Source organism: Cellulomonas phragmiteti (genome assembly GCF_016862775.1).
Classification (GTDB): Bacteria; Actinomycetota; Actinomycetes; order Actinomycetales; family Cellulomonadaceae; genus Cellulomonas; species Cellulomonas phragmiteti.
In genome coordinates this window covers 38,077-57,043 of record NZ_BONP01000006.1, presented here as the reverse complement: position 1 = coordinate 57,043, position 18,967 = coordinate 38,077, and the positions used below count along the sequence as shown (strand labels likewise).

The window sequence follows — 18,967 nt, the reverse complement described above, 5'->3', positions numbered from 1 at the left end:
CGTCAGACCCGGTCGAGCGGACCCGCGGCCGTGCCGGGTGCCGCTGCGGCGGGGTCGGCCGTGCCGCCCGTCTCGAAGCGGAAGCCCATGCCGCGCACCGTGGAGATGTACCGCGGGGCGTTGGCGTCGTCCCCGAGCTTGCGGCGCAGCCAGGACACGTGCATGTCGAGGGTCTTGGTCGACCCGCTCGGGTCCGAGCCCCAGACCTCGCGCATGAGGGTCTCGCGCGAGACGACCGTGCCCGCGGCGGCCACCAGGACGCGCAGCAGGTCGAACTCCTTGGCCGTCAGGTGCAGCTCGCGCTCGCCCTGGAAGGCGCGGTGGGCGGCGACGTCGACGCGCACGTTCTGCGCGTGCAGCTCGTCCTCGTCGGCCGGGTCGCCGACGGTGCGGCGCAGGAGCGCCCGCACGCGGGCGAGCAGCTCCGCCAGACGGAACGGCTTGGTCACGTAGTCGTCGGCGCCCGCGTCCAGCCCGACGACGAGGTCGACCTCGTCGGCCCGCGCGGTCAGCACCAGCACCGGCGTCGTCAGGCCCTGGCTGCGGATGGCGCGGGCGACGTCGAGGCCGTCCATGTCGGGCAGGCCGAGGTCGAGGACGACGAGGTCGGCGCTCGCCGCGCCGTCGATCGCGCCTTGACCTGTGCCTTGCACACGCACGTCGTAACCTTCACGCCCCAGCGCCCGCGCCAAAGGCTCGGCAATCGCGGGGTCGTCCTCCGCCAGCAGCACCTGGGTCATTCGGCCATGTTAGGTCACGAACTCCTGCGGAACGCAGCCCTCGGTCCCGGACGCGCCGGGAAGACCCCGGGCCCGCGTGCCGGGCGCGGTCGGACGGGCGCGTGCGCCCACGGGTGGACGACGACCTGTCCGCGCACCGGTCACGGTCCACCCGTGGACGCACGCCCCGGCGACGGGCCACGCCTAGGCTCGGGGGATGTCGTGGTGGGACCGGTTGTGGCAGTGGGAGGACACGCACCGCCAGGGTGTGGACACCGGCGTCACCGTCCTGCTGGCGATCGTGCTGGTCCCGGTCTCGATCGCCGCGCTCGGCACGGACGCGTCGGGCGGCGCCGCGCTGCTGCTCTCGCTGTGCGCCCTGGGCGTCGTCGTGCCCCTCGCGTGGCGACGCACGCGACCGGCCGTCTCGGTCGCGGTGGTCTACTCGTGCGCGCTGCTGCACGTGGTCGGCGGGTTCCCGCTGCTGCCGGTCGACGTCGTGGTGCCGTTCGCGCTCTACTCCGTCGCCCTGCACGGCCCGCGCTGGGCGCACCGCACGGGCATCCTCGGCGCGATGGTGGGGGCGTTCGTCGTCGGGGCCGCGATCGCCCTGCCGTACGACCGGGTCGCGGCCGCCATGGTCACCGTGCTGGTCGCCAGCATCTTCCTCGTGGCCTGGGCGTTCGGCCTGGTGCGTCGCAGCCGCCGCGAGCACCTGGAGGCCCTCGTGGACCGTGCCGAGCGGCTCGAGGTCGAGCGCGACCAGCAGGCCATCATCGCGACCGCGGCGGAGCGCGCGCGCATCGCCCGCGAGATGCACGACATCGTCGCGCACAGCCTGTCGGTCATCATCGCGCAGGCGGACGGCGGCCGGTACGCCGCGGCCCACGACCCCGCGGCGGCCTCCCGCTCGCTCGGCACGATCGCCGAGACCGGGCGTGCGGCGCTGACCGACATGCGTCGCCTGCTGGGTGTGCTGCGCGAGGCGCCGCACGCCGGCGCGCCGGGGCGCGCGGCACCGGGCGTGCTGACGACGTCGCCCGACGAGCAGGGGGTCGCGGACACGACGCCGACCGCCGCCACGACCCCCCAGCCGGCCGTCGAGGACGTGGAGCAGCTCGTCGCGCAGGTGCGCGCCAGCGGACTGCGCGTGTCCTACGTGCGGCTGGGCACCCCCCGTCACCTGCCGCCGGGCGCCGGGCTGACGGTCTACCGCATCGCGCAGGAGTCTCTCACGAACGTCCTCAAGCACGCCGGACCGGACCCCGGGGTCACCGTCATGCTCCAGTGGCTGCCGGCAGCGGTCACCCTGGAGGTGAGCGACGACGGCCGCGGGGCCGCCGCCGATGCCGACGGTCTGGGCCAGGGGCTGCTGGGCATGCGGGAGCGCGCCACGATGTTCGGCGGCACGGTGACTGCCGGTCCCCGCCCAGGCGGGGGGTTCCGCGTCCGCGCGACCCTGCCCACGCCGGGTGCGGCGAGGGACCCCGGCACCACCGACCGCGCGGCCGTCCCGGCCGAGCACCCCCACCCTGCGGGAGGATCCCCCTCGTGACCACCACTCCGACCGACCCCCAGCAGCCGCTCGTCCGCGTCGCCCTGGTCGACGACCAGCAGCTCGTGCGCGCCGGCTTCCGCATGGTCATCGACTCCCAGCCCGATCTCGAGGTCGTGCTCGAGGCCGGGGACGGCGCGCAGGCCGTGCGGGCGCTGGACCCCGCCGCCCGGGTCGCGACGGGACACGTCGACGTCGTGCTCATGGACGTGCGGATGCCGACGATGGACGGGCTCGAGGCGACCGAGCGGATCGTGTCGCGTGCGACCGCGGCGGCACCGGCACCGAAGGTGATCGTCCTGACGACCTTCGACCTCGACGAGTACGTGCTCGCCGCGATCCGCGCGGGCGCGAGCGGGTTCCTGCTCAAGGACGCCCCGCCGGAGGAGATGCTCGCGGCGATCCGCACCGTCCACCGCGGCGACGCGGTCATCGCGCCGTCGAGCACGCGACGGCTCCTCGAGCACCTCGTCACCGCGCTGCCCGACGACGCCGCTCCGAGCGCGGACCACCCGGCGCAGCACGCCGTGGCCCAGCTCACCGAGCGTGAGCGCGAGGTCCTGGTCCTCATGGCGCGCGGCCGGTCGAACACGGAGATCGGGCAGGACCTGTTCGTCGCCGAGGCGACCGTCAAGACGCACGTCGGGCGCATCCTGGCGAAGGTCGGGGCCCGCGACCGCGTGCAGGCGGTCGTCGTGGCGTACGAGGCCGGGCTCGTGCGCGCCGGGTCCTGAGGGGACCGCCGGGGGGACGTCCCGACGGACCGTGTGCGGCCGGAGGATGACACGTCCGCCGGCCGGACCCACCCGGGGCGGGACGCGGGGCACCCGGGCGGCGGGCGAGGCTGGCGGCACACCTCGAGACAGGAGCCACCGTTGCCCACCACCGACACCCGCCCCCACGACCGGTCCGCGACCGACGGCGTCGCCACCGCGTCCCGCGCCCGCGCACTGACGAAGGTGTACGGGTCCGGGGCCGCCGCGGTCCGGGCGCTCGACGCCGTCGACGTCGACTTCGCCTCGGGTGCCTTCACCGCGATCATGGGCCCGTCCGGGTCCGGCAAGTCCACGCTGATGCACCTGCTCGCGGGGCTCGACGACGCGACGTCGGGCACGGCGCACCTGGGCAGCACCGAGATCACGACGCTCGACGACGACGCCCTGACGCGGCTCCGGCGCGACCGGGTGGGCTTCGTCTTCCAGTCCTTCAACCTGCTGCCGATGCTCACCGCCGAGCAGAACATCGTGCTGCCGCTCGATCTCGCCGGCCGCCGTCCGGACCGCGCCTGGTTCGACACCCTGGTGACCACCCTCGGTCTGCAGGCCCGCCTCACGCACCGCCCGAGCGAGCTGTCCGGTGGCCAGCAGCAGCGCGTGGCGATCGCCCGCGCCCTCGTCGCCCAGCCCGAGGTCGTCTTCGCCGACGAGCCCACCGGCAACCTGGACTCCCGTTCAGGGGCCGAGGTCCTGAGCTTCCTGCGCCGCTCCGTCCGCGAGCTGGGCCGCACGATCATCATGGTGACGCACGACCCGACCGCCGCCGCGTACGCCGACCGCGTCCTCCTGCTCGCCGACGGCCGGATCGCCGGCGACATCGCCGACCCGACGCCCGAGTCGGTCCTCGCCGGCCTCGAGGGGCTGCGGGTCCTTGAGGCCCCTGCCGGGACACCGACGGGTGCGACACCCGTCGTCGACGCCACCGCGGGAGGTCTGCGCTGATGCTGCGGCTCACCCTCGCCCAGATGCGCCGCAGCCTGGGACGCCTCGTCGCGGCCGGTGTCGCGATCCTCCTGGGCTCCGCGTTCGTCACCGCGACGCTCACCGCGGGTGACGTGATCACCCGCGGCGGCTACGACGCGATGACCGCCACGTACGGGGACGCGGACCTCGTCGTGCTGCCCACCGACGGCCGGCTGTCGACCCTGCTCGACGCGACGCGGGGCACCCCGGGCGTCACCGCCGCCGAGCCACTCGTCGTCGGGTGGGTGTCGTTCGCCAGCGGCCGGCGCACGGTCGGCGAGACCGTGATCCCGGTGCCCGCCGACCCGTCGCTCGCCTCGCTCGACGTCGTCGAGGGCCGCGCCCCGGCGGCGCAGGACGAGGTCGCGCTGCCGGCGGCGTCCGCCGAGCGGCTCGGGGTCGGCGTCGGCGACACCGTCCGCAGCACCTGGACCGTCTGGTCGGAGGAGCCCGCGACCACGGCGACGCCGGAGCCGGCCGAGGAGCCGACCGAGGAGCCCGCCGAGGAGCCGGCGGCCGCGGGGCCCGTGCGGTCCGACGACGAGCTCGCCCCCCAGGAGATGACCGCGGACGTCACCGTGGTCGGGCTCGTCGACGACCCGCACGCCGCCTGGGCGCGGTACGGCGGCGCCGGGCTGGCCGTGCTCGACTCGGTCGTGCGGTGGAGCGGTGGCACCGACATCGACGACGTCGGCAGCGCGGCCGTGCTCGTCGCGGTCGACGGCGACAGCGCAGCCGTGCGCAGCGCGCTCGCGCAGGTGCTCGACGACGCCGAGGTCCTGACCCGCGACGAGGCCGCGGCCCGCGCGGTCGAGTCGTACGGCGGCGGCAACGTCATCGTCATGGTCGTGCTCGGGTTCGCCGCCGTGGCGATGCTGGTCGCGGCCCTGGTCATCGCCAACACGTTCCAGGTGATCGTCGCGCAGCGCACCCGCATGCTGGCGCTCCTGCGCTGCGTGGGTGCGCGGCGCCGCCAGCTGCGCGGGTCGGTGCTGCTCGAGGCGGGGATCCTGGGGGTGGTCTCCGGCGTCGCCGGCGTCGTCGTGGGCCTCGCGCTCGCGCAGGCCGCGCTCAGCGTCCTGTCGCGCACGCAGAACGGTGTGCCGCTGCCGACGACCGTGCAGCCCACGCTCGGCAACATGCTGATCCCGGTCCTCGTCGCGACGGCCGTGACCGTCGGCGCGGCGCTGGTCCCGGCCCGCGCCGCGACCCGGGTCTCCCCCGTCGCCGCGCTGCGGCCCGCCGAGGCGCCGACGGTCCAGGCCCGGCCCGGCCGGGTCCGCCTGGCGTCCTCCCTCCTGCTGACGGTGGGCGGGCTGGTGGCCCTCGCGGGCGGCATCGTGCTGGCACGCCAGGGGTTCGGCGTCGACGTCATGCTGCCCCTGGCGATCGGGGTCCTCGGTGGCGGCACGTCGTTCGTGGGGCTGCTCGTGGGCGCGCCGCTGTGGGTCCCGCGCATCGTCTCGGCCGTCGGCCGGCCGGTCGCGGCGATCAGCACCAGCGCACGCCTCGCGGCCGCCAACACCCTGCGCAACCCGCGGCGGACGTCGGCGACCAGCACGGCGCTGGTCATCGGGGTCACGCTCGTCGTGATGATGAGCACCGGCGCGGTCTCGGCCCAGGCCTCGCTCGCCCGCGAGATGGACGAGCGCGGCCCTGTGGACATGACGGTGTTCGGCATGCCGGGCGAGGCTGTCGGTGACGGCCTCGCGGAGGGCATCGCGGCCGTCGACGGCGTCGACACGGTGGTCCCGGCGCGGTACGCGCTCGTGGCGCGACCCGACGGGATCGAGACCGAGGCCGTCGTCCTCGATCCTGCCGACGCGGGGATCCTGCGCGACGAGGTCGCCGCCCGGGCACTGGCCGAGGGACGCAGCGTCGTGCCGCGGTCGTGGGCAGGGGACGTGACCTCGGTCGAGGTGAGCGTGCGGGACACCGCACTCCTCGAGGTGCGACCCAGCGCGACCGACCGCGCGCTGCTGACCACGCAGGCGGCCGACGCGCTGGCGGTGGACGACGTCCCGTCGGTGCTGCTGGTGCGGATCGAGCCCGGTGCCGACGCGATGGGCGTGCTGCAGGACGTGCGCGACGTGGTGGCCGACGACACGGTCCGTGTCGAGAGCGCGGCAGCGGAGCGGCAGGGTGACCAGCGCGTCATCGACGTGATGCTGGCGATCGTCATCGGCCTGCTGGGCGTCGCCGTGGTGATCGCGCTGATCGGTGTGGCCAACACCCTGTCGCTCTCGGTGATCGAGCGGCGGCGCGAGTCCGCGACGCTGCGCGCGGTGGGTCTGTCCCGCCGCGGGCTGCGGTGGATGCTCGCGACCGAGGGCATGCTCATCGCGGGCGTCGGCGCGCTGATCGGCACCGCGCTGGGGCTGCTGTACGGGTGGGCCGGCGCCGCCACGGTCTTCGGCACGATCGGTGACGTCCGCCTGTCGGTGCCGTGGGCGCACGTGGGGATCGTCCTGCTGGTGGCGCTGCTCGCCGGGCTGGCGGCGTCCGCCCTGCCCGCCCGGGCCGCCGCCCGCACCCCCCCGGTCGCCGCGCTCGGCGTCGACTGAGACCACGGCCGCGGTGCGGTGCGGAGGAGGGCCCGCCGCAGCGTCGAGCCGACCCCAGGCCCGGGGCCGGGAGGTGTCATCCACACCTCCCGGCCCCGGGACGTCCTGGACCACCGCACCGGGCGGATGCTCCCGGGGTGCGTGTCACGATCCCCTCCCCCGTCCGGCCGGACGGGTGCCTCGACGTCGAGGTCGAGCCCGCCCTCCCGGCGGGGACCCTGCGCCGGCGGCTGGCGCTGCTCACCGGCGACGCCCGGTGGGCCGCCCGGGGCGCGCTCCTGGAGGTCGCGGGGCGGGTGCTCGACGACCACCACCCGGCAGGCGCTCCCCCGCTGCTCCCCGGCGCGCACCTCGCACCCGGGCCCGCGCCCGGTGACGACGTCGCGGACGCCGTGTCGTCCGGTGCCCACCTCGCCGTGCTGCGAGGACCGCGAGCCGGGCGCCTGGTCCCGCTCCCGGACGGTGCGCGCGTGGGCCTCCCGCTCACCACGGGCGGGCGGGTCGAGGTGCGTCGACGCGGCGCGCGGGTGCGGGTGCGGGTGTCCGGTGCGCGCGGGACCATGCCCGGCCGCCCCCGGCGCCGGCGCACGGGCCGGCCCCGGGCGTCGCGTGCACGGACCGTCGGCGCGTGGCAGCGGACGTGGCCGGCGCTCACCGACCTCCGGGTGGACGGGACCACGCTCCGGCTGCGGGGCACGGCGACGGTCGCTGCCGGGCGCGGGAGCGGCGCGCGGCGCGTGCCGCCGTGGGCGTGGACAGCCCTCGCGTCGGCCGCGGGGGGCGTCACGCTCGCCGCCGTGCTGCGCCAGCCCCTGCTGCTGCTGACGGCGGTGACGGGCCTCGTCGGGCTCCTCGGGCTGCGAGGGTCCCGCCCGACAGGCAGCACGCCGCCCACCGACACCCCGCCCGGCACGCCCGGGCTCGACGCCCCGGCGGGCGACGTGGCCGCCCTGCGCCTGTCCACGGGCCTGCGTCTGCGGGACCGCGCCGCCGCCGTCGCGGGCGACGACGCACCGTGGCCCGCGGACCGCACGCTCGCCCTCGTCGGACCACGGGTCGTCACCCTGGGCGTCGCCCGGGCGCTGGTGCTGCGCACGCTCGGCGCGGGTGCCGCCGCCGGGCTGGTCGTGCGCACGCGTGCGCCGCGTGACTGGGGGTGGACCCGCTGGTGGGCCCCGTCGCAGGACCTGCCGGGAGCGGACGACCACGCCCTGGTGGTCGTCGACGGCACGGACGACGACCTGGGCGCCTGGCGTCTGGCGTCGCCGCGGGCTCACCTCCTGATCGTCCTGGCACCGGACGAGGACGCCCCCGCGTGGGCGACCACCGTCCTGCGCACCGGGACCGGCGACCCGCACGAGGCGGTGGGCCCGGACGTCGCCGACGCCCAGGGCCGCGCGGCCGCGGCCCTCGCATGGTCGCTCGCGGTGCACGGCACCTCCGGGCTGCCGGCGCCGCCCGCGGCGCGAGCCCTCGGCGAGCTGCCCGCTGTCCCTGCTGCCGACGTCACGGACGTCGCGGCGGCCTGGCGCCGTCCGCGGGGTCGGCGCGGGCTCCTTGCACCGGTGGGGACGGGGTCGGACGGCCGGCCGGTCGTGCTCGACCTCGTCCGCGACGGCCCGCACGCGCTGGTCGCGGGCACGACGGGGGCCGGCAAGTCCGAGCTGCTGACCACCCTCGTGCTCGGGCTCGCGCTGACGCACCCGCCCCGGCAGCTCGCCGTGCTGCTCGTGGACTTCAAGGGCGGCACGGGCCTCGGCCCGCTCGCCGGGCTGCCGCACGTCGTCGACCACGTCCACGACCTCGACGTCACCACCGCGCGGCGCACCCTGGTCGGGCTGCGCGCCGAGCTGCGCCGACGCGAGCACCTGCTCGCCGCGGCCGGTGGCACGGACGTCGCCGACCTCGATCCCGCGGACCCCTCGACCCCGGCACGCCTGCTCGTCGTGGTCGACGAGCTGCGCGCCCTCGTCGACGACCTGCCCGACGCCGCGGCGACCCTCGCGCGGCTCGCCGCCCAGGGCCGGGCGCTCGGGGTGCACCTGCTGCTGGCGACGCAGCGCCCGGCGGGCGCGGTCCCCGCCGACCTGCGTGCCAACGTCGGTCTGCGGATCGCGCTGCGCGTGGCCGACGAGGAGGACTCGCGCGACGTCGTCGGGTGCCCCGACGCCGCGCACCTGGACGTCGGGACGCCGGGCGCGGCGCTCGTCCGCGTCGGCGCACGGCCCGTGACGCGCCTGCGGGTGGCACGCGCACGGCAGCACCGTCCCACGCCCGAGGTCCGGCTCGCTCCGGTCACGCTCCACGGTGCGACCGCGTGGTGCGCCGTCCGGCCCCCGGACGACGACGTCGGCCGGTGGGTCGCGGTGTGCCGCGAGGCGGCGCAGGGCCTGCCGGGCACGTCCGTCCCGTGGCTGCCGGCGCTGCCCGACCGGCTGACCGCCGACGCCGCAGGGCCCCCTGCGGACCCGGGCGGGCTCCTGGTCGCCCTCGCCGACGTCCCGGCTGAGCAGCGACGCGTCCCCGTGCGGTGGGGCCCGGAGCACGGGCCGCTGCTGGTGCTCGGCGGGCCCCGCTCGGGCCGCTCCACCACGATGCTCACCGTGGCCGTGCACGCGCTGCTCGCCGGGGCCGACGTGCACGCCGTCGGTTTGCCCGACGGGGCCCTGGACCGGTTGCGGGTCGCGGGGGGACCTCGCGTGGGTACCGTCCTCGCGTCGGACGACGTCCACCGTGCGCTGCTGCTGCTGGACCGCCTCGTGGGGCGTCGTGACGCGGAGCCGCGACCGACGGTGCTCGTCGTCGACGGTCTCGACGCGCTGCTCGACGCGCTGGCCACGCACGCGCGCGGCGCGGGGGTGGACCTGCTCACGGCGCTGGTCCGGCACCCGCCCCCCGGCGTGCGGCTGGCCGCGGCGGGTCCGGTGGTGCCGGCGTTGTCACGACTGGTCGGCGCCTTCGGGCTGCGCCTCGTGCTGCCCGTGCCGGACGCCTCCCTCGACCTGCAGGCGGGCGTCCCCGCGGCGCTGACGGGGACGCGCTCCGTGCCGGGCCGCGCGGTCGCCTGCACGTCCGACGGGGGCGTGCTGTGCCAGGTGGTGCTGCCTGCCTCGGTCGCCCGTGGCCCGGCGCCGACCACGGCCGACGGTGCTCTACCGGCACTCCTGCGGATCGGTGTCCTCCCGGAGAGCTCCGGGCGGGTCGCCCCGCGGTCCGGCGCGCCGGACGCCGCGTCCCCGGCCGGTCGGATCGAGATCGGCACCGGGGGCGACGCGCCGGGACCGGTGGACGTCGACCCCGCGCGGCCGCTCGTCGTGGCAGGCCCGCCGGGGTCCGGTCGGACGACGGCCCTGCTGACCCTGGCGGCCGCCTGGTCGGCCACCGGGCGCGCCGTGCTGGTCCTGACCCCGTCGGTCGACCGGCCGCCCCCCACCCGGTCACCGAACGGTCCCGAGGTCGTCCCGACGGCGGACGGCCACGACGCCCTCGACCGGCTCGACCGCGCCGCCGAGGCCGCCGAGGCCGCCCGGGCCGCGGGGGCCGACGGCGGCCACGTGGTCCTGGTGGACGACGTCGACCTGCTGGAGCGGACGGACCCCCGGCTGGCCGAGCGGCTCGAGCGGATGCTCGCGACGCCGGGCCCGGCGGTACGGGTCGTCGCGCTGGCCACCACCGGCGAGCACGCGGCCGCCGGCTACCGCGGACCGGTCGCCGCGGCGTTGCGCGCCCGTCACGTGCTGGTGCTCGACGCCCACGGGCCCGCGGCGGCTGACCTGCTGGGCCCGGGGGCCGCCCTGCACGCGGACCCTCGCGCCCGGCCGCCGGGACGTGGCGTCCTGCGCCGGGACCGCACGCTCGTGCGCGTGCAGGTGCACCACCCCGACGTCCGGGGTGCCGGCTGACGGCGGCAGCGGGTGCTGCGGGTCAGGACACGGCGTCGGAGCGTCCGGAGGTGACGGCCACGACGCGCGGGCTCAGGAGTGCCACGACGACCACCAGCGCCGCGACGACGGGGACCAGCGCCACGGGTCCGCCACCGGCGCCCCACCACGTCACGGCGGTCACCACGAGCATGATCTGGGCCGTGAGCACCGGTCCGCGGCCCCACCGGCGCCCGGACCACAGGGCGCGAACCGCCCCGGCGAGGAGCAGCGCGGCACCGAGCGCGAGGACGACGAGGAAGAGGACGGGCCCGACCTCGGCGCCACGGACGAGGTCGCGCACGCCGGCGACCGCCACGGCCAGCAGGGCGACGGACTCGAGGAGCACCAGCGCGCACGCCACGTCGAGCAGCGGCGGCCGACCGGTGTCACCGGCAGGGGGCCGGGCGGCGGTCGAGCCGCCCTCCGGCTCGGGTGCGACAGGCGGACGGGTCATGGCACGACCCTAGGCGGGCGGCACGGCGACGGCCCGCGCGGCCGCGACACGCCGCGCCGCTGGACCCATACCAGAGATGGCACCCGTCCCTGACCACGTCGTGGCACGCCGGCAGGCTCGCACGGCGCCGCCGCTGCCGCGTGAGCCCCGTCACGCCGCCGGCGCGCACAGGTGCCGACCGGCGCGCCGTGCCGCGCGCGACGACGCGACGCACAGTGATCTCCCAGGTCAGCGGCCTAGCCTGCACGAGGACGTCCTGACCTGGACGTTCGGCCCAGGCCCGCGAACCGGACCCGGGACGCAAGACGGCACGAGTCGGACGGAGGAGCCTGCGATGTGATCAACGCCTCAGTCGTTACTGACATGAAACGTTGCCGTAACCCTTGTGCGCCGACCTGTCCGGTGTGACGCTTGGTGCAGCACGTTCCCCCCCACCACTGATCCCATGCACTGCCGCGTGCGCGCCTCCCGGCGCGCCGGCATGCGTGTGCCAAGGAGAGCCCCATGGATTGGCGTCACCGCGCAGCCTGCCTCGACGAGGACCCCGAGCTGTTCTTCCCGATCGGCAACACGGGCCCCGCGCTGCAGCAGATCGAGGAGGCGAAGGCCGTCTGCCGTCGCTGCGACGTCGTCGACACCTGCCTCAAGTGGGCCATCGAGACCGGCCAGGACGCCGGCGTGTGGGGCGGGCTGTCCGAGGACGAGCGCCGGGCGCTCAAGCGCCGCACCGCGCGCCAGCGCCGCGCCGGCTGAGCAGCGGCCCGTCCGGCACGCAGCACCGCCGACGACCGTCGACCACCCACGAGAGGGCCGCCCGTCCGGGCGGCCCTCTCGTCGTCCCGGCCCGGGCGCGCCGACCGTCAGCCCGCCGTGGCCGCCGTCACCCGCACGTCACGCGACGGTCGCCGCGTCCCTGCCCTGGCGCAGCTGGGCCTCGATGACCACGGACGTGCCGCCGCCCTCGCGCCCTCGCCACGCGATCGAGCCGCCGAGCTCGTTGCGCACGAGGGTCGAGACGATCTGCGTCCCCAGGCCCGTCCCCGCGCCCTTGCCGTCCGGGACGCCGGCGCCGTCGTCGACGACCTCGACGCGCAGCTGGTTGCCGTCCCGCTCGACGACGATCTCGACCGTCCCGTGCTCACGGCCGGCCAGCCCGTGCTCGACCGCGTTCGTCACCAGCTCGGTGAGGATCAGCGCGAGCGCGGTCGCGTCCTCGGCCGGGACGGCACCGAACGACCCGCGGACCGTGGTCCGCACGTGCGCGCCGGCGGTCGCGACGTCCGCCGCGAGGCGCAGGCTCCGTCCCACCAGGTCGTCGAACGGCACGCTCTCGTCGAGCGTCTGCGAGAGGGTCTCGTGGACCAGGGCGATCGTCGCGACGCGCCGCATGGCCTCACCGAGGGCGTCGCGCGCCTCGGGCGAGCTCATGCGCCGCGACTGCAGCCGCAGCAGGGCCGCCACGGTCTGCAGGTTGTTCTTCACCCGGTGGTGGATCTCCCGGATGGTGGCGTCCTTGGTGATGAGCTCGCGCTCGCGGCGCCGGAGCTCCGAGACGTCACGGCACAGCAGCACCGCACCCGTGCGCTGACCCCGCTCGGTCAGCGGGACGGCGCGCAGCGAGAGGGCCACGCCGCGCGCCTCCACGTCCACGCGCCACGGCGCCCGGCCCATGAGCACCAGCGGCATCGACTCGTCCACGGTCGCGTTCTGCTCGATGAGGTCGGAGGTGACCTCGATGAGCGACCTGCCGACGAGGTCGCCGAGCGCCCCCAGGCGGTGGAAGCACGACAGGGCGTTGGGGCTGGCGTAGAGCACCTCGCCCTCCCCGTTGAGCCGCACCAGGCCGTCGCCCACACGCGGTGCACCGCGCCGCGGCCCGGTGGGCGCGTCGGGGGCGGGGAACTCGCCGCGCGCGACCATGCCGACGAGGTCGTCGGCCGCCTCGACGTAGTTCAGCTCGAGGCGCGAGGGCGTGCGCGCCCCTCCGAGGTTGGTCTGGCGGGCCAGCACGGCGATCGACCTGCCGCCGCGGACGACCGGCACGGCCTCCTCGCGCACGGCGTAGGACCCGAACCAGCGGGGCTCGCGCGACCGCTGCGGCGCCTGCTCCTCGAGCGCCCGGCGCAGCTGGGACACCTGCCCCTCGGGCGGACGCGAGCCCACGACGTCGTCGTAGTGCACGGTCGCCCCCGTCGACGGACGGCACTGCGCCACCGCGATGAAGTCGCCGTCGGCGGTGGGGAGCCACAGCACGAGGTCGGCGAACGCCAGGTCGGACACGACCTGCCAGTCGCCCACCAGGAGGTGGAGCCACTCCAGGTCGGCGGCGTCGAGCGCACCGTGACGCGTGACGAGGTCGCTCAGCGTGGACACCCGCCCAGGGTACGCAGCGACGGCTACGCTCGACGACGACGAGGTCCTCGCGGGCGCGGCCCCGTCACGGGTCCGCGCGGCCGCGCGGACCCGGGAGCACACATCCCCGGGGGTCCTGCGGTGCAGCTGCACGTGACGATCGACCTGCCCACCGACGTGCACGGTGCCGCCCTCCTGCTGGCCGACCCGGCGTACGTCCACGCCAAGGTCCGTGCCACCGGCGCCGTCGAGCAGCAGGTGGACGTCACGGGCGACGCCACCGCCGCCTTCACGGTGACGACGCGGCGCGCCCTGCCCACCGAGCAGATCCCGGCCCACCTGCGCGCGTTCGTCGGCGACCGGATCGACGTCCGTCAGGTCGAGGCGTGGGAGGCGCCCGCCCCCGACGGCTCCCGTGCCGGGACCGTCGTGGTGGAGATCGCCGGGGCCCCGGTGCGGCTCACCGGCCGGACGACGCTGAGCGTCGTGGGACCGGACGCGTCGCAGGTCGTCTACGACGGGGAGGTCCGTGCCGCCGTGCCGCTGTTCGGGGGCGCGGTGGAGGAGGCGGCGGGCTCGGCCGTCCGGGCCGCCCTGCTCGAGGAGCAGGCGGTCGCCGCGCGCTGGCTGGCCGGCGACCGGGCCGACGGGGCCGGCACCGCGCGCGGTTGACCGGTCGCCGCGGGGTCGCGGCCCCCCCACGTCCACTTCCTCACCTTTCGTCCCGGGTGGGACGTCCCCCCGGCGACCCCGCACCGTACCGCCGACACCTTCGCCCGTATGGGGGCACGGGGAGGTCTCCGAGCAGTAACGATTGGATAACGTGGGAGGCGTGGGAAATCGCGCTGACCTGCAGCGACGTCGGTGTGGAACCGCTACCACCACCCGACCGCGCCTCCCCCTCCTTGACACCCGACCATCTCCGGGACGAAGGTGTCCCGCAGTGCATGGGAACGCTCCCGCGACACGGTCCGAGGAGTGCACCCGCGCCGGGGCCCGACAGCCCCACCGCGCGACACCCGATCCAGCCGGGAACGGCTGCCGGGCAGGACGCGGACAAGATGTACGGCGACGTAGCCGTCCGACTGACAAGGGAGTCATTGTGCGCAAGACCACACGCAAGGCGTGGGCGCTCGCAGCAGGTGTGACGAGCATCGCCCTCGTCGCCACCGCCTGCTCCTCGAGCGACGACGCAGGCGAGGGTGACGAGACCGCGGACGGCGGGAACATCACCCTCACGGTCGCCACCTTCAACGAGTTCGGCTACACCGACGAGATGTTCGACCGCTACGAGGCGGAGAACCCGGGCATCACGATCGAGCAGAAGGTCGCCGCGACGTCGAACGAGGCGCGCGAGAACCTCAACACGCGGCTCGCCGCCGGCTCGGGCACCTCGGACATCGAGGCCATCGAGGTCGACTGGCTGCCCGAGCTGCTGCAGTACCCGGACTACTTCGAGGACCTGTCCTCCCCCGACGTCGAGGGCCGCTGGCTCGACTGGAAGGTCGCGCAGGCGACGACGCCCGACGGCAAGCTCATCGGCTACGGCACGGACATCGGCCCGGAGGGCATCGCCTACCGCGCCGACCTGTTCGAGGCCGCCGGTCTGCCGTCCGACCGTGAGGCCGTCGCCGAGCTCTTCGGTGGCGACTCCGCCACGTGGGAGGGCTTCTTCGAGGTCGGCAAGCAGTACACCTCCACCACGGGCAAGCCGTTCTTCGACTCGGCCAGCGCCATCTACCAGGGCATGGTCAACCAGGAGGAGGCGGCCTACGAGGACCCCGACACCGGTGACGTCATCGCGCTGGACAACCCGCGCATCGAGGAGATGTACACCCAGGTCACGACCGCTGCGGTCACGGACAACCTGTCCGCGCACTTCAGCCAGTGGAGCGACGACTGGACGAACTCGTTCCAGACGGACGGCTTCGCCGTCATGCTCGCCCCGGGCTGGATGCTCGGCGTCATCGAGGGCAACGCGGCCGGCGTCACCGGCTGGGACCTGGCCGACGTCTTCCCCGGCGGCTCCGGCAACTGGGGTGGCTCGTTCCTGACCGTCCCGACGCAGGGCGCGAACGTCGAGGCCGCCAAGGACCTCGCCGCGTGGCTGACCGCGCCCGAGCAGCAGATCGAGGCGTTCCAGAACAAGGGCACGTTCCCGAGCCAGGTCGAGGCGCTCGAGTCCGACGAGATCAAGTCGGCGACCAACGAGTTCTTCAACAACGCCCCGGTCGGCGAGATCCTCGCCAACCGCGCGCTGGACGTCGTCGTGCCCTTCAAGGGCCCGCAGTACTTCACGATCCAGGACGCGATCTCCAACGCGATCGTCGAGGTCGACGTCAACGGCGCCGACCCGGCCGCTCAGTGGCAGACCTTCGTCGGGGTGGTCGAGGGTCTCGGCTGACCTGACCTGACCTGAACACTCGGGGCCGGGTCGGTGGCGACCGCCACCGGCCCGGCCCCGAGCGCGTCTCCCCTGAGTCTCCGGAGGACCCCCATGGCCACCTCGACCACGCAGCCGCGCGCCGGGCGCCGGCTGCCTGACTCCCCGCGCGACCCGCGCCGTGTCGGCTTCAGCCAGACGCTGGGCCGCTGGGACGTCAAGGTCTCGCCCTACCTGTACATCTCGCCCTTCTTCATCCTGTTCGCGCTCACCGGCCTGTTCCCCCTGGCATACACCGCGTACGTCTCGGTGTACGACTGGCACCTGCTCGGCGGGCAGGGCGACTTCGTCGGCTTCGACAACTTCGCCTTCGTGTTCCAGGAGCCGAACTTCTGGAAGGGCCTGCGCAACACCTTCAGCATCTTCCTGCTGTCGACGATCCCCCAGCTCATGATCGCGATCGTCCTCGCGGCCCTGCTCGACGCGAACCTGCGGGCCCGGACGTTCTGGCGGATGGGCGTGCTCGTGCCCTACGTCGTCGCCCCCGTCGCCGTCTCGCTGATCTTCGGCAAGGTCTTCGCCGACCAGTCCGGTCTGGCGAACGCCGTCCTCGGGTTCTTCGGCGTCGACCCCATCAAGTGGCACGGAGCGGTGCTCCCGTCCCACTTCGCGGTCGCCACCATGGTCAACTTCCGGTGGACCGGCTACAACACCCTCATCCTGCTCGCCGCCATGCAGGCCGTCCCCCGCGAGCTCTACGAGGCCGCGGTCATCGACGGTGCGACGCGCGTGCGGCAGTTCTTCTCGATCACCATCCCGCAGATCCGCCCCACCCTGATCTTCGTCGTCATCACCTCGACGATCGGTGGACTGCAGATCTTCGACGAGCCGCGCATGTTCGACCAGCTCGGTCAGGGCGGCCCCGGTCGGCAGTGGATGACCGTGACGATGTACATCTACGAGCTCGGCTTCGGGAACTCCAAGAGCTTCGGCCGAGCGGCCGCCGTGGCGTGGGTGCTGTTCCTCATCATCCTCGCCGTCGGCATGCTCAACTTCTGGCTCACCCGCCGCATCGCGTCCGAGTCGACTCCGAAGGAACCACGACGGAAGAAGGTCAAGCGATGAGCGCGCCCTCGGTCCCCTTCATCCGGCAGACCGCCGGCGCCAGCGCGGCCCGTGCGGCCAACCGCTCGCGGGGCTACGGGTCGGAGCGACGCCCCGGCTGGGTCACGTACCTGTTCCTCACCCTCGCGATCGTCGTCTTCGTCTCGCCCATCTACTACGCCTTCCTGCTCGCGAGCTCGGACTCGGCGACGATCGCGCAGAACCCGATCCCGTCGCTGATCCCGGGCGGCAACTTCCTCGCGAACGTCAACGAGGTGCTGTCTGCGAACATCAACTTCTGGAAGGCTCTGACGAACTCGATCATCGTCGCGGTCACGACCTCGGCGTCCGTGGTGCTCTTCTCGACGCTCGCCGGGTTCTCGTTCGCGAAGCTGCGGTTCCGTGGGCGCAACGGCCTGCTGCTGTTCGTCATCGCCACCACGGCGGTCCCGACGCAGCTGGGCATCGTCCCGCTGTTCATCGTCATGGCCGAGCTCGGCTGGCTCAGCAAGCTCGTCGCCGTCATCGTGCCGGGCCTGGTCACGGCCTTCGGTGTCTTCTGGATGACGCAGTACCTGGAGTCCGCGCTCCCCTACGAGCTGATCGAGGCGGCCCGGGTCGACGGTGCGTCGATGATCCGCACGTTCTGGAGCATCGCACTGCCGGCGGCCCGACCGGCGGCGATCATGCTCGGTCTGTTCGCCTTCGTCGGGTCGTGGACGAACTTCTTCTGGCCGTTCATCGTCCTGGGCTCGAGCAACCCGACGCTCCCGGTCGCGCTGCAGCTGCTGCAGGCGTCCTACTTCAAGGACATGTCCTTGATCATGGCGGGTGTCGTGCTGTCCGCGATCCCGCTCCTGCTGCTGTTCGTGGTCGCAGGTCGCCAGCTCGTCGCCGGCATCATGGCGGGCGCCGTCAAGGGCTGATCCGCTCGTCGCACCTGGTCGGGCGCCCGCCACGCGGGCGCCCGACCCCGGGACGGAGCGGCTCCGCAGGTACCCTCGCGTCGTGCGGCGCGCGGACCAAGGCCAGGAGAACCATCACGCTGCCCGAGTGCAGCCACAGAGGGGATGACCAACGGTGGTCGACAACTTCTCGACGCGCACGGACCCGTCACGGCCCGCCGCGCCCACGCTCGAGCAGGTCGCGGAGCGGGCAGGCGTCTCGCGCTCGACGGCGTCCCGCGCGATCAACGGTGGGCTCCGCGTCTCCCCCGAGGCCCTCTCGGCCGTCGAGGCCGCCGTCGCCGACCTCGGGTACACCCCCAACCGTGCCGCACGCTCGCTCGTGACACGCCGGACCGACTCGATCGCGCTGGTCGTGCCGGAGCCCGACGAGCGCGTCCTGTCGGACCCCTTCTTCGCCGGCACCCTCAACGGCCTGAGCACCTCGCTCGCCGACTCCGACATCCAGGTCGTCCTGGTCATCGCGCGACCGGGTGAGAGCGAGCGGACGATCCGCTACCTGCGCAACGGGCACGTGGACGGCGCCATCGTGGTGTCGCACCACCGGGACGACGAGCTCGACCGGGCGCTGCTCGCCTCGCGCGTCCCCAACGTGTTCGTCGGTCGCCCGCTGTCCGCGTCCGACGAGGACGTGCAGTACGTGGACACCGACAACACCGAGGGTGGACGGATCGCGACGCAGCACCTCATCGACCGCGGCTGCCGTCGGATCGCCACGATCGCCGGACCCCAGGACATGTCCGCGGGGATCGACCGCCTCGCCGGGTGGCGACAGGCGATGCAGGCCTCGGGCCTGGACCAGGAGGCCGTCGTGCACGGCGACTTCACCATCACGTCCGGCGCGCGCGCCGCGCGGGAGCTGCTGACGCAGTTCCCCGACGTGGACGGCATCTTCATCGCCTCGGACCTCATGGCCACCGGAGCGCTCGGCGTGCTGGCGGAGCTCGGCCGCGAGGTCCCCGGCGACGTGGCGATCGTCGGCTACGACAACCTGGGGGTCGCCGCGTCGACGACGCCTCCCCTCACCAGCGTCATCCAGCCCGTCGTGGCGATGGCCCGCGCCGCGGGCGCCCGGCTGCTCGACCAGCTGCACGGGGGCCCCAACGCGGAGCCGCTGATCTTCGCGCCCGAGCTGGTGGTGCGCGCCTCCGCCTGACCGTCGCCGGTCCAGCAAGACGGGCCACTGACAGAGTGTGGGCACGCCTTGAC

General features: G+C 74.9%; 14 protein-coding genes. 11 read left to right on the top strand and 3 right to left on the bottom strand.

The annotated features are described in order from the left end of the window. Positions 1 to 2: 2 nt before the first annotated feature. Positions 3 to 740 (bottom strand): response regulator transcription factor, encoded by a 738-nt coding sequence (locus tag Cph01nite_RS06835; RefSeq protein ID WP_203672572.1) that lies wholly within the window; start codon positions 738 to 740, stop codon positions 3 to 5. 196 nt (positions 741 to 936) lie between these two features. Between Cph01nite_RS06835 and Cph01nite_RS06830 the strand changes: the two genes are divergently transcribed. The 5 genes from Cph01nite_RS06830 to Cph01nite_RS06810 all read left to right on the top strand — a co-directional run bounded on the left by Cph01nite_RS06830 (position 937) and on the right by Cph01nite_RS06810 (position 10,479). Further along, complete coding sequence (locus Cph01nite_RS06830; RefSeq protein ID WP_203672570.1) at positions 937 to 2,274, top strand: sensor histidine kinase; 1,338 nt, start codon at positions 937 to 939, stop codon at positions 2,272 to 2,274. Then, positions 2,271 to 3,008: a response regulator gene (locus Cph01nite_RS06825; RefSeq protein ID WP_203672568.1), complete on the top strand. Its 738-nt coding sequence runs from the start codon at positions 2,271 to 2,273 to the stop codon at positions 3,006 to 3,008. The genes Cph01nite_RS06830 and Cph01nite_RS06825 overlap by 4 nt, the downstream gene beginning before the upstream one ends. Positions 3,009 to 3,149: 141 nt before the next feature. After that, positions 3,150 to 3,992: an ABC transporter ATP-binding protein gene (locus Cph01nite_RS06820; RefSeq protein ID WP_203672566.1), complete on the top strand. Its 843-nt coding sequence runs from the start codon at positions 3,150 to 3,152 to the stop codon at positions 3,990 to 3,992. After that, positions 3,992 to 6,577 carry an FtsX-like permease family protein gene (locus Cph01nite_RS06815; RefSeq protein ID WP_203672564.1) on the top strand — a complete coding sequence of 862 codons (2,586 nt, stop codon included), beginning with the start codon at positions 3,992 to 3,994 and terminating at the stop codon, positions 6,575 to 6,577. The genes Cph01nite_RS06820 and Cph01nite_RS06815 overlap by 1 nt, the downstream gene beginning before the upstream one ends. 137 nt (positions 6,578 to 6,714) lie before the next feature. Next, positions 6,715 to 10,479 carry an FtsK/SpoIIIE domain-containing protein gene (locus tag Cph01nite_RS06810; protein ID WP_203672562.1) on the top strand — a complete coding sequence of 1,255 codons (3,765 nt, stop codon included), beginning with the start codon at positions 6,715 to 6,717 and terminating at the stop codon, positions 10,477 to 10,479. A 22-nt stretch (positions 10,480 to 10,501) separates the two neighbouring features. On the opposite strand, the gene Cph01nite_RS06805 is transcribed toward Cph01nite_RS06810, so the two are convergent. Continuing rightward, positions 10,502 to 10,954, bottom strand: coding sequence for a hypothetical protein (locus Cph01nite_RS06805; protein ID WP_239069096.1), 453 nt, complete (start codon positions 10,952 to 10,954; stop codon positions 10,502 to 10,504). 504 nt (positions 10,955 to 11,458) lie between these two features. Between Cph01nite_RS06805 and Cph01nite_RS06800 the strand changes: the two genes are divergently transcribed. Next, the gene (locus Cph01nite_RS06800) at positions 11,459 to 11,707 is read left to right on the top strand and encodes a WhiB family transcriptional regulator (RefSeq protein ID WP_013117620.1); all 249 of its coding nucleotides are present in this window, start codon (positions 11,459 to 11,461) and stop codon (positions 11,705 to 11,707) included. A 138-nt stretch (positions 11,708 to 11,845) separates the two neighbouring features. Here Cph01nite_RS06800 and Cph01nite_RS06795 read toward each other — a convergent pair whose 3' ends face one another. Then, positions 11,846 to 13,327, bottom strand: coding sequence for a sensor histidine kinase (locus tag Cph01nite_RS06795; RefSeq protein WP_203672560.1), 1,482 nt, complete (start codon positions 13,325 to 13,327; stop codon positions 11,846 to 11,848). A gap of 120 nt (positions 13,328 to 13,447) precedes the next feature. Between Cph01nite_RS06795 and Cph01nite_RS06790 the strand changes: the two genes are divergently transcribed. The 5 genes from Cph01nite_RS06790 to Cph01nite_RS06770 all read left to right on the top strand — a co-directional run bounded on the left by Cph01nite_RS06790 (position 13,448) and on the right by Cph01nite_RS06770 (position 18,914). Then, positions 13,448 to 13,978 (top strand): DUF2505 domain-containing protein, encoded by a 531-nt coding sequence (locus Cph01nite_RS06790; RefSeq protein ID WP_203672558.1) that lies wholly within the window; start codon positions 13,448 to 13,450, stop codon positions 13,976 to 13,978. Positions 13,979 to 14,408: 430 nt separating this feature from the next. Continuing rightward, positions 14,409 to 15,710: an ABC transporter substrate-binding protein gene (locus Cph01nite_RS06785; RefSeq protein ID WP_203672556.1), complete on the top strand. Its 1,302-nt coding sequence runs from the start codon at positions 14,409 to 14,411 to the stop codon at positions 15,708 to 15,710. Between the two features lie 93 nt (positions 15,711 to 15,803). Continuing rightward, positions 15,804 to 16,814, top strand: coding sequence for a carbohydrate ABC transporter permease (locus tag Cph01nite_RS06780; RefSeq protein WP_203672554.1), 1,011 nt, complete (start codon positions 15,804 to 15,806; stop codon positions 16,812 to 16,814). After that, positions 16,811 to 17,719 carry a carbohydrate ABC transporter permease gene (locus tag Cph01nite_RS06775; RefSeq protein WP_203672553.1) on the top strand — a complete coding sequence of 303 codons (909 nt, stop codon included), beginning with the start codon at positions 16,811 to 16,813 and terminating at the stop codon, positions 17,717 to 17,719. The genes Cph01nite_RS06780 and Cph01nite_RS06775 overlap by 4 nt, the downstream gene beginning before the upstream one ends. 154 nt (positions 17,720 to 17,873) lie before the next feature. Continuing rightward, positions 17,874 to 18,914 carry a LacI family DNA-binding transcriptional regulator gene (locus Cph01nite_RS06770; RefSeq protein WP_203672552.1) on the top strand — a complete coding sequence of 347 codons (1,041 nt, stop codon included), beginning with the start codon at positions 17,874 to 17,876 and terminating at the stop codon, positions 18,912 to 18,914. Positions 18,915 to 18,967: the final 53 nt, after the last annotated feature.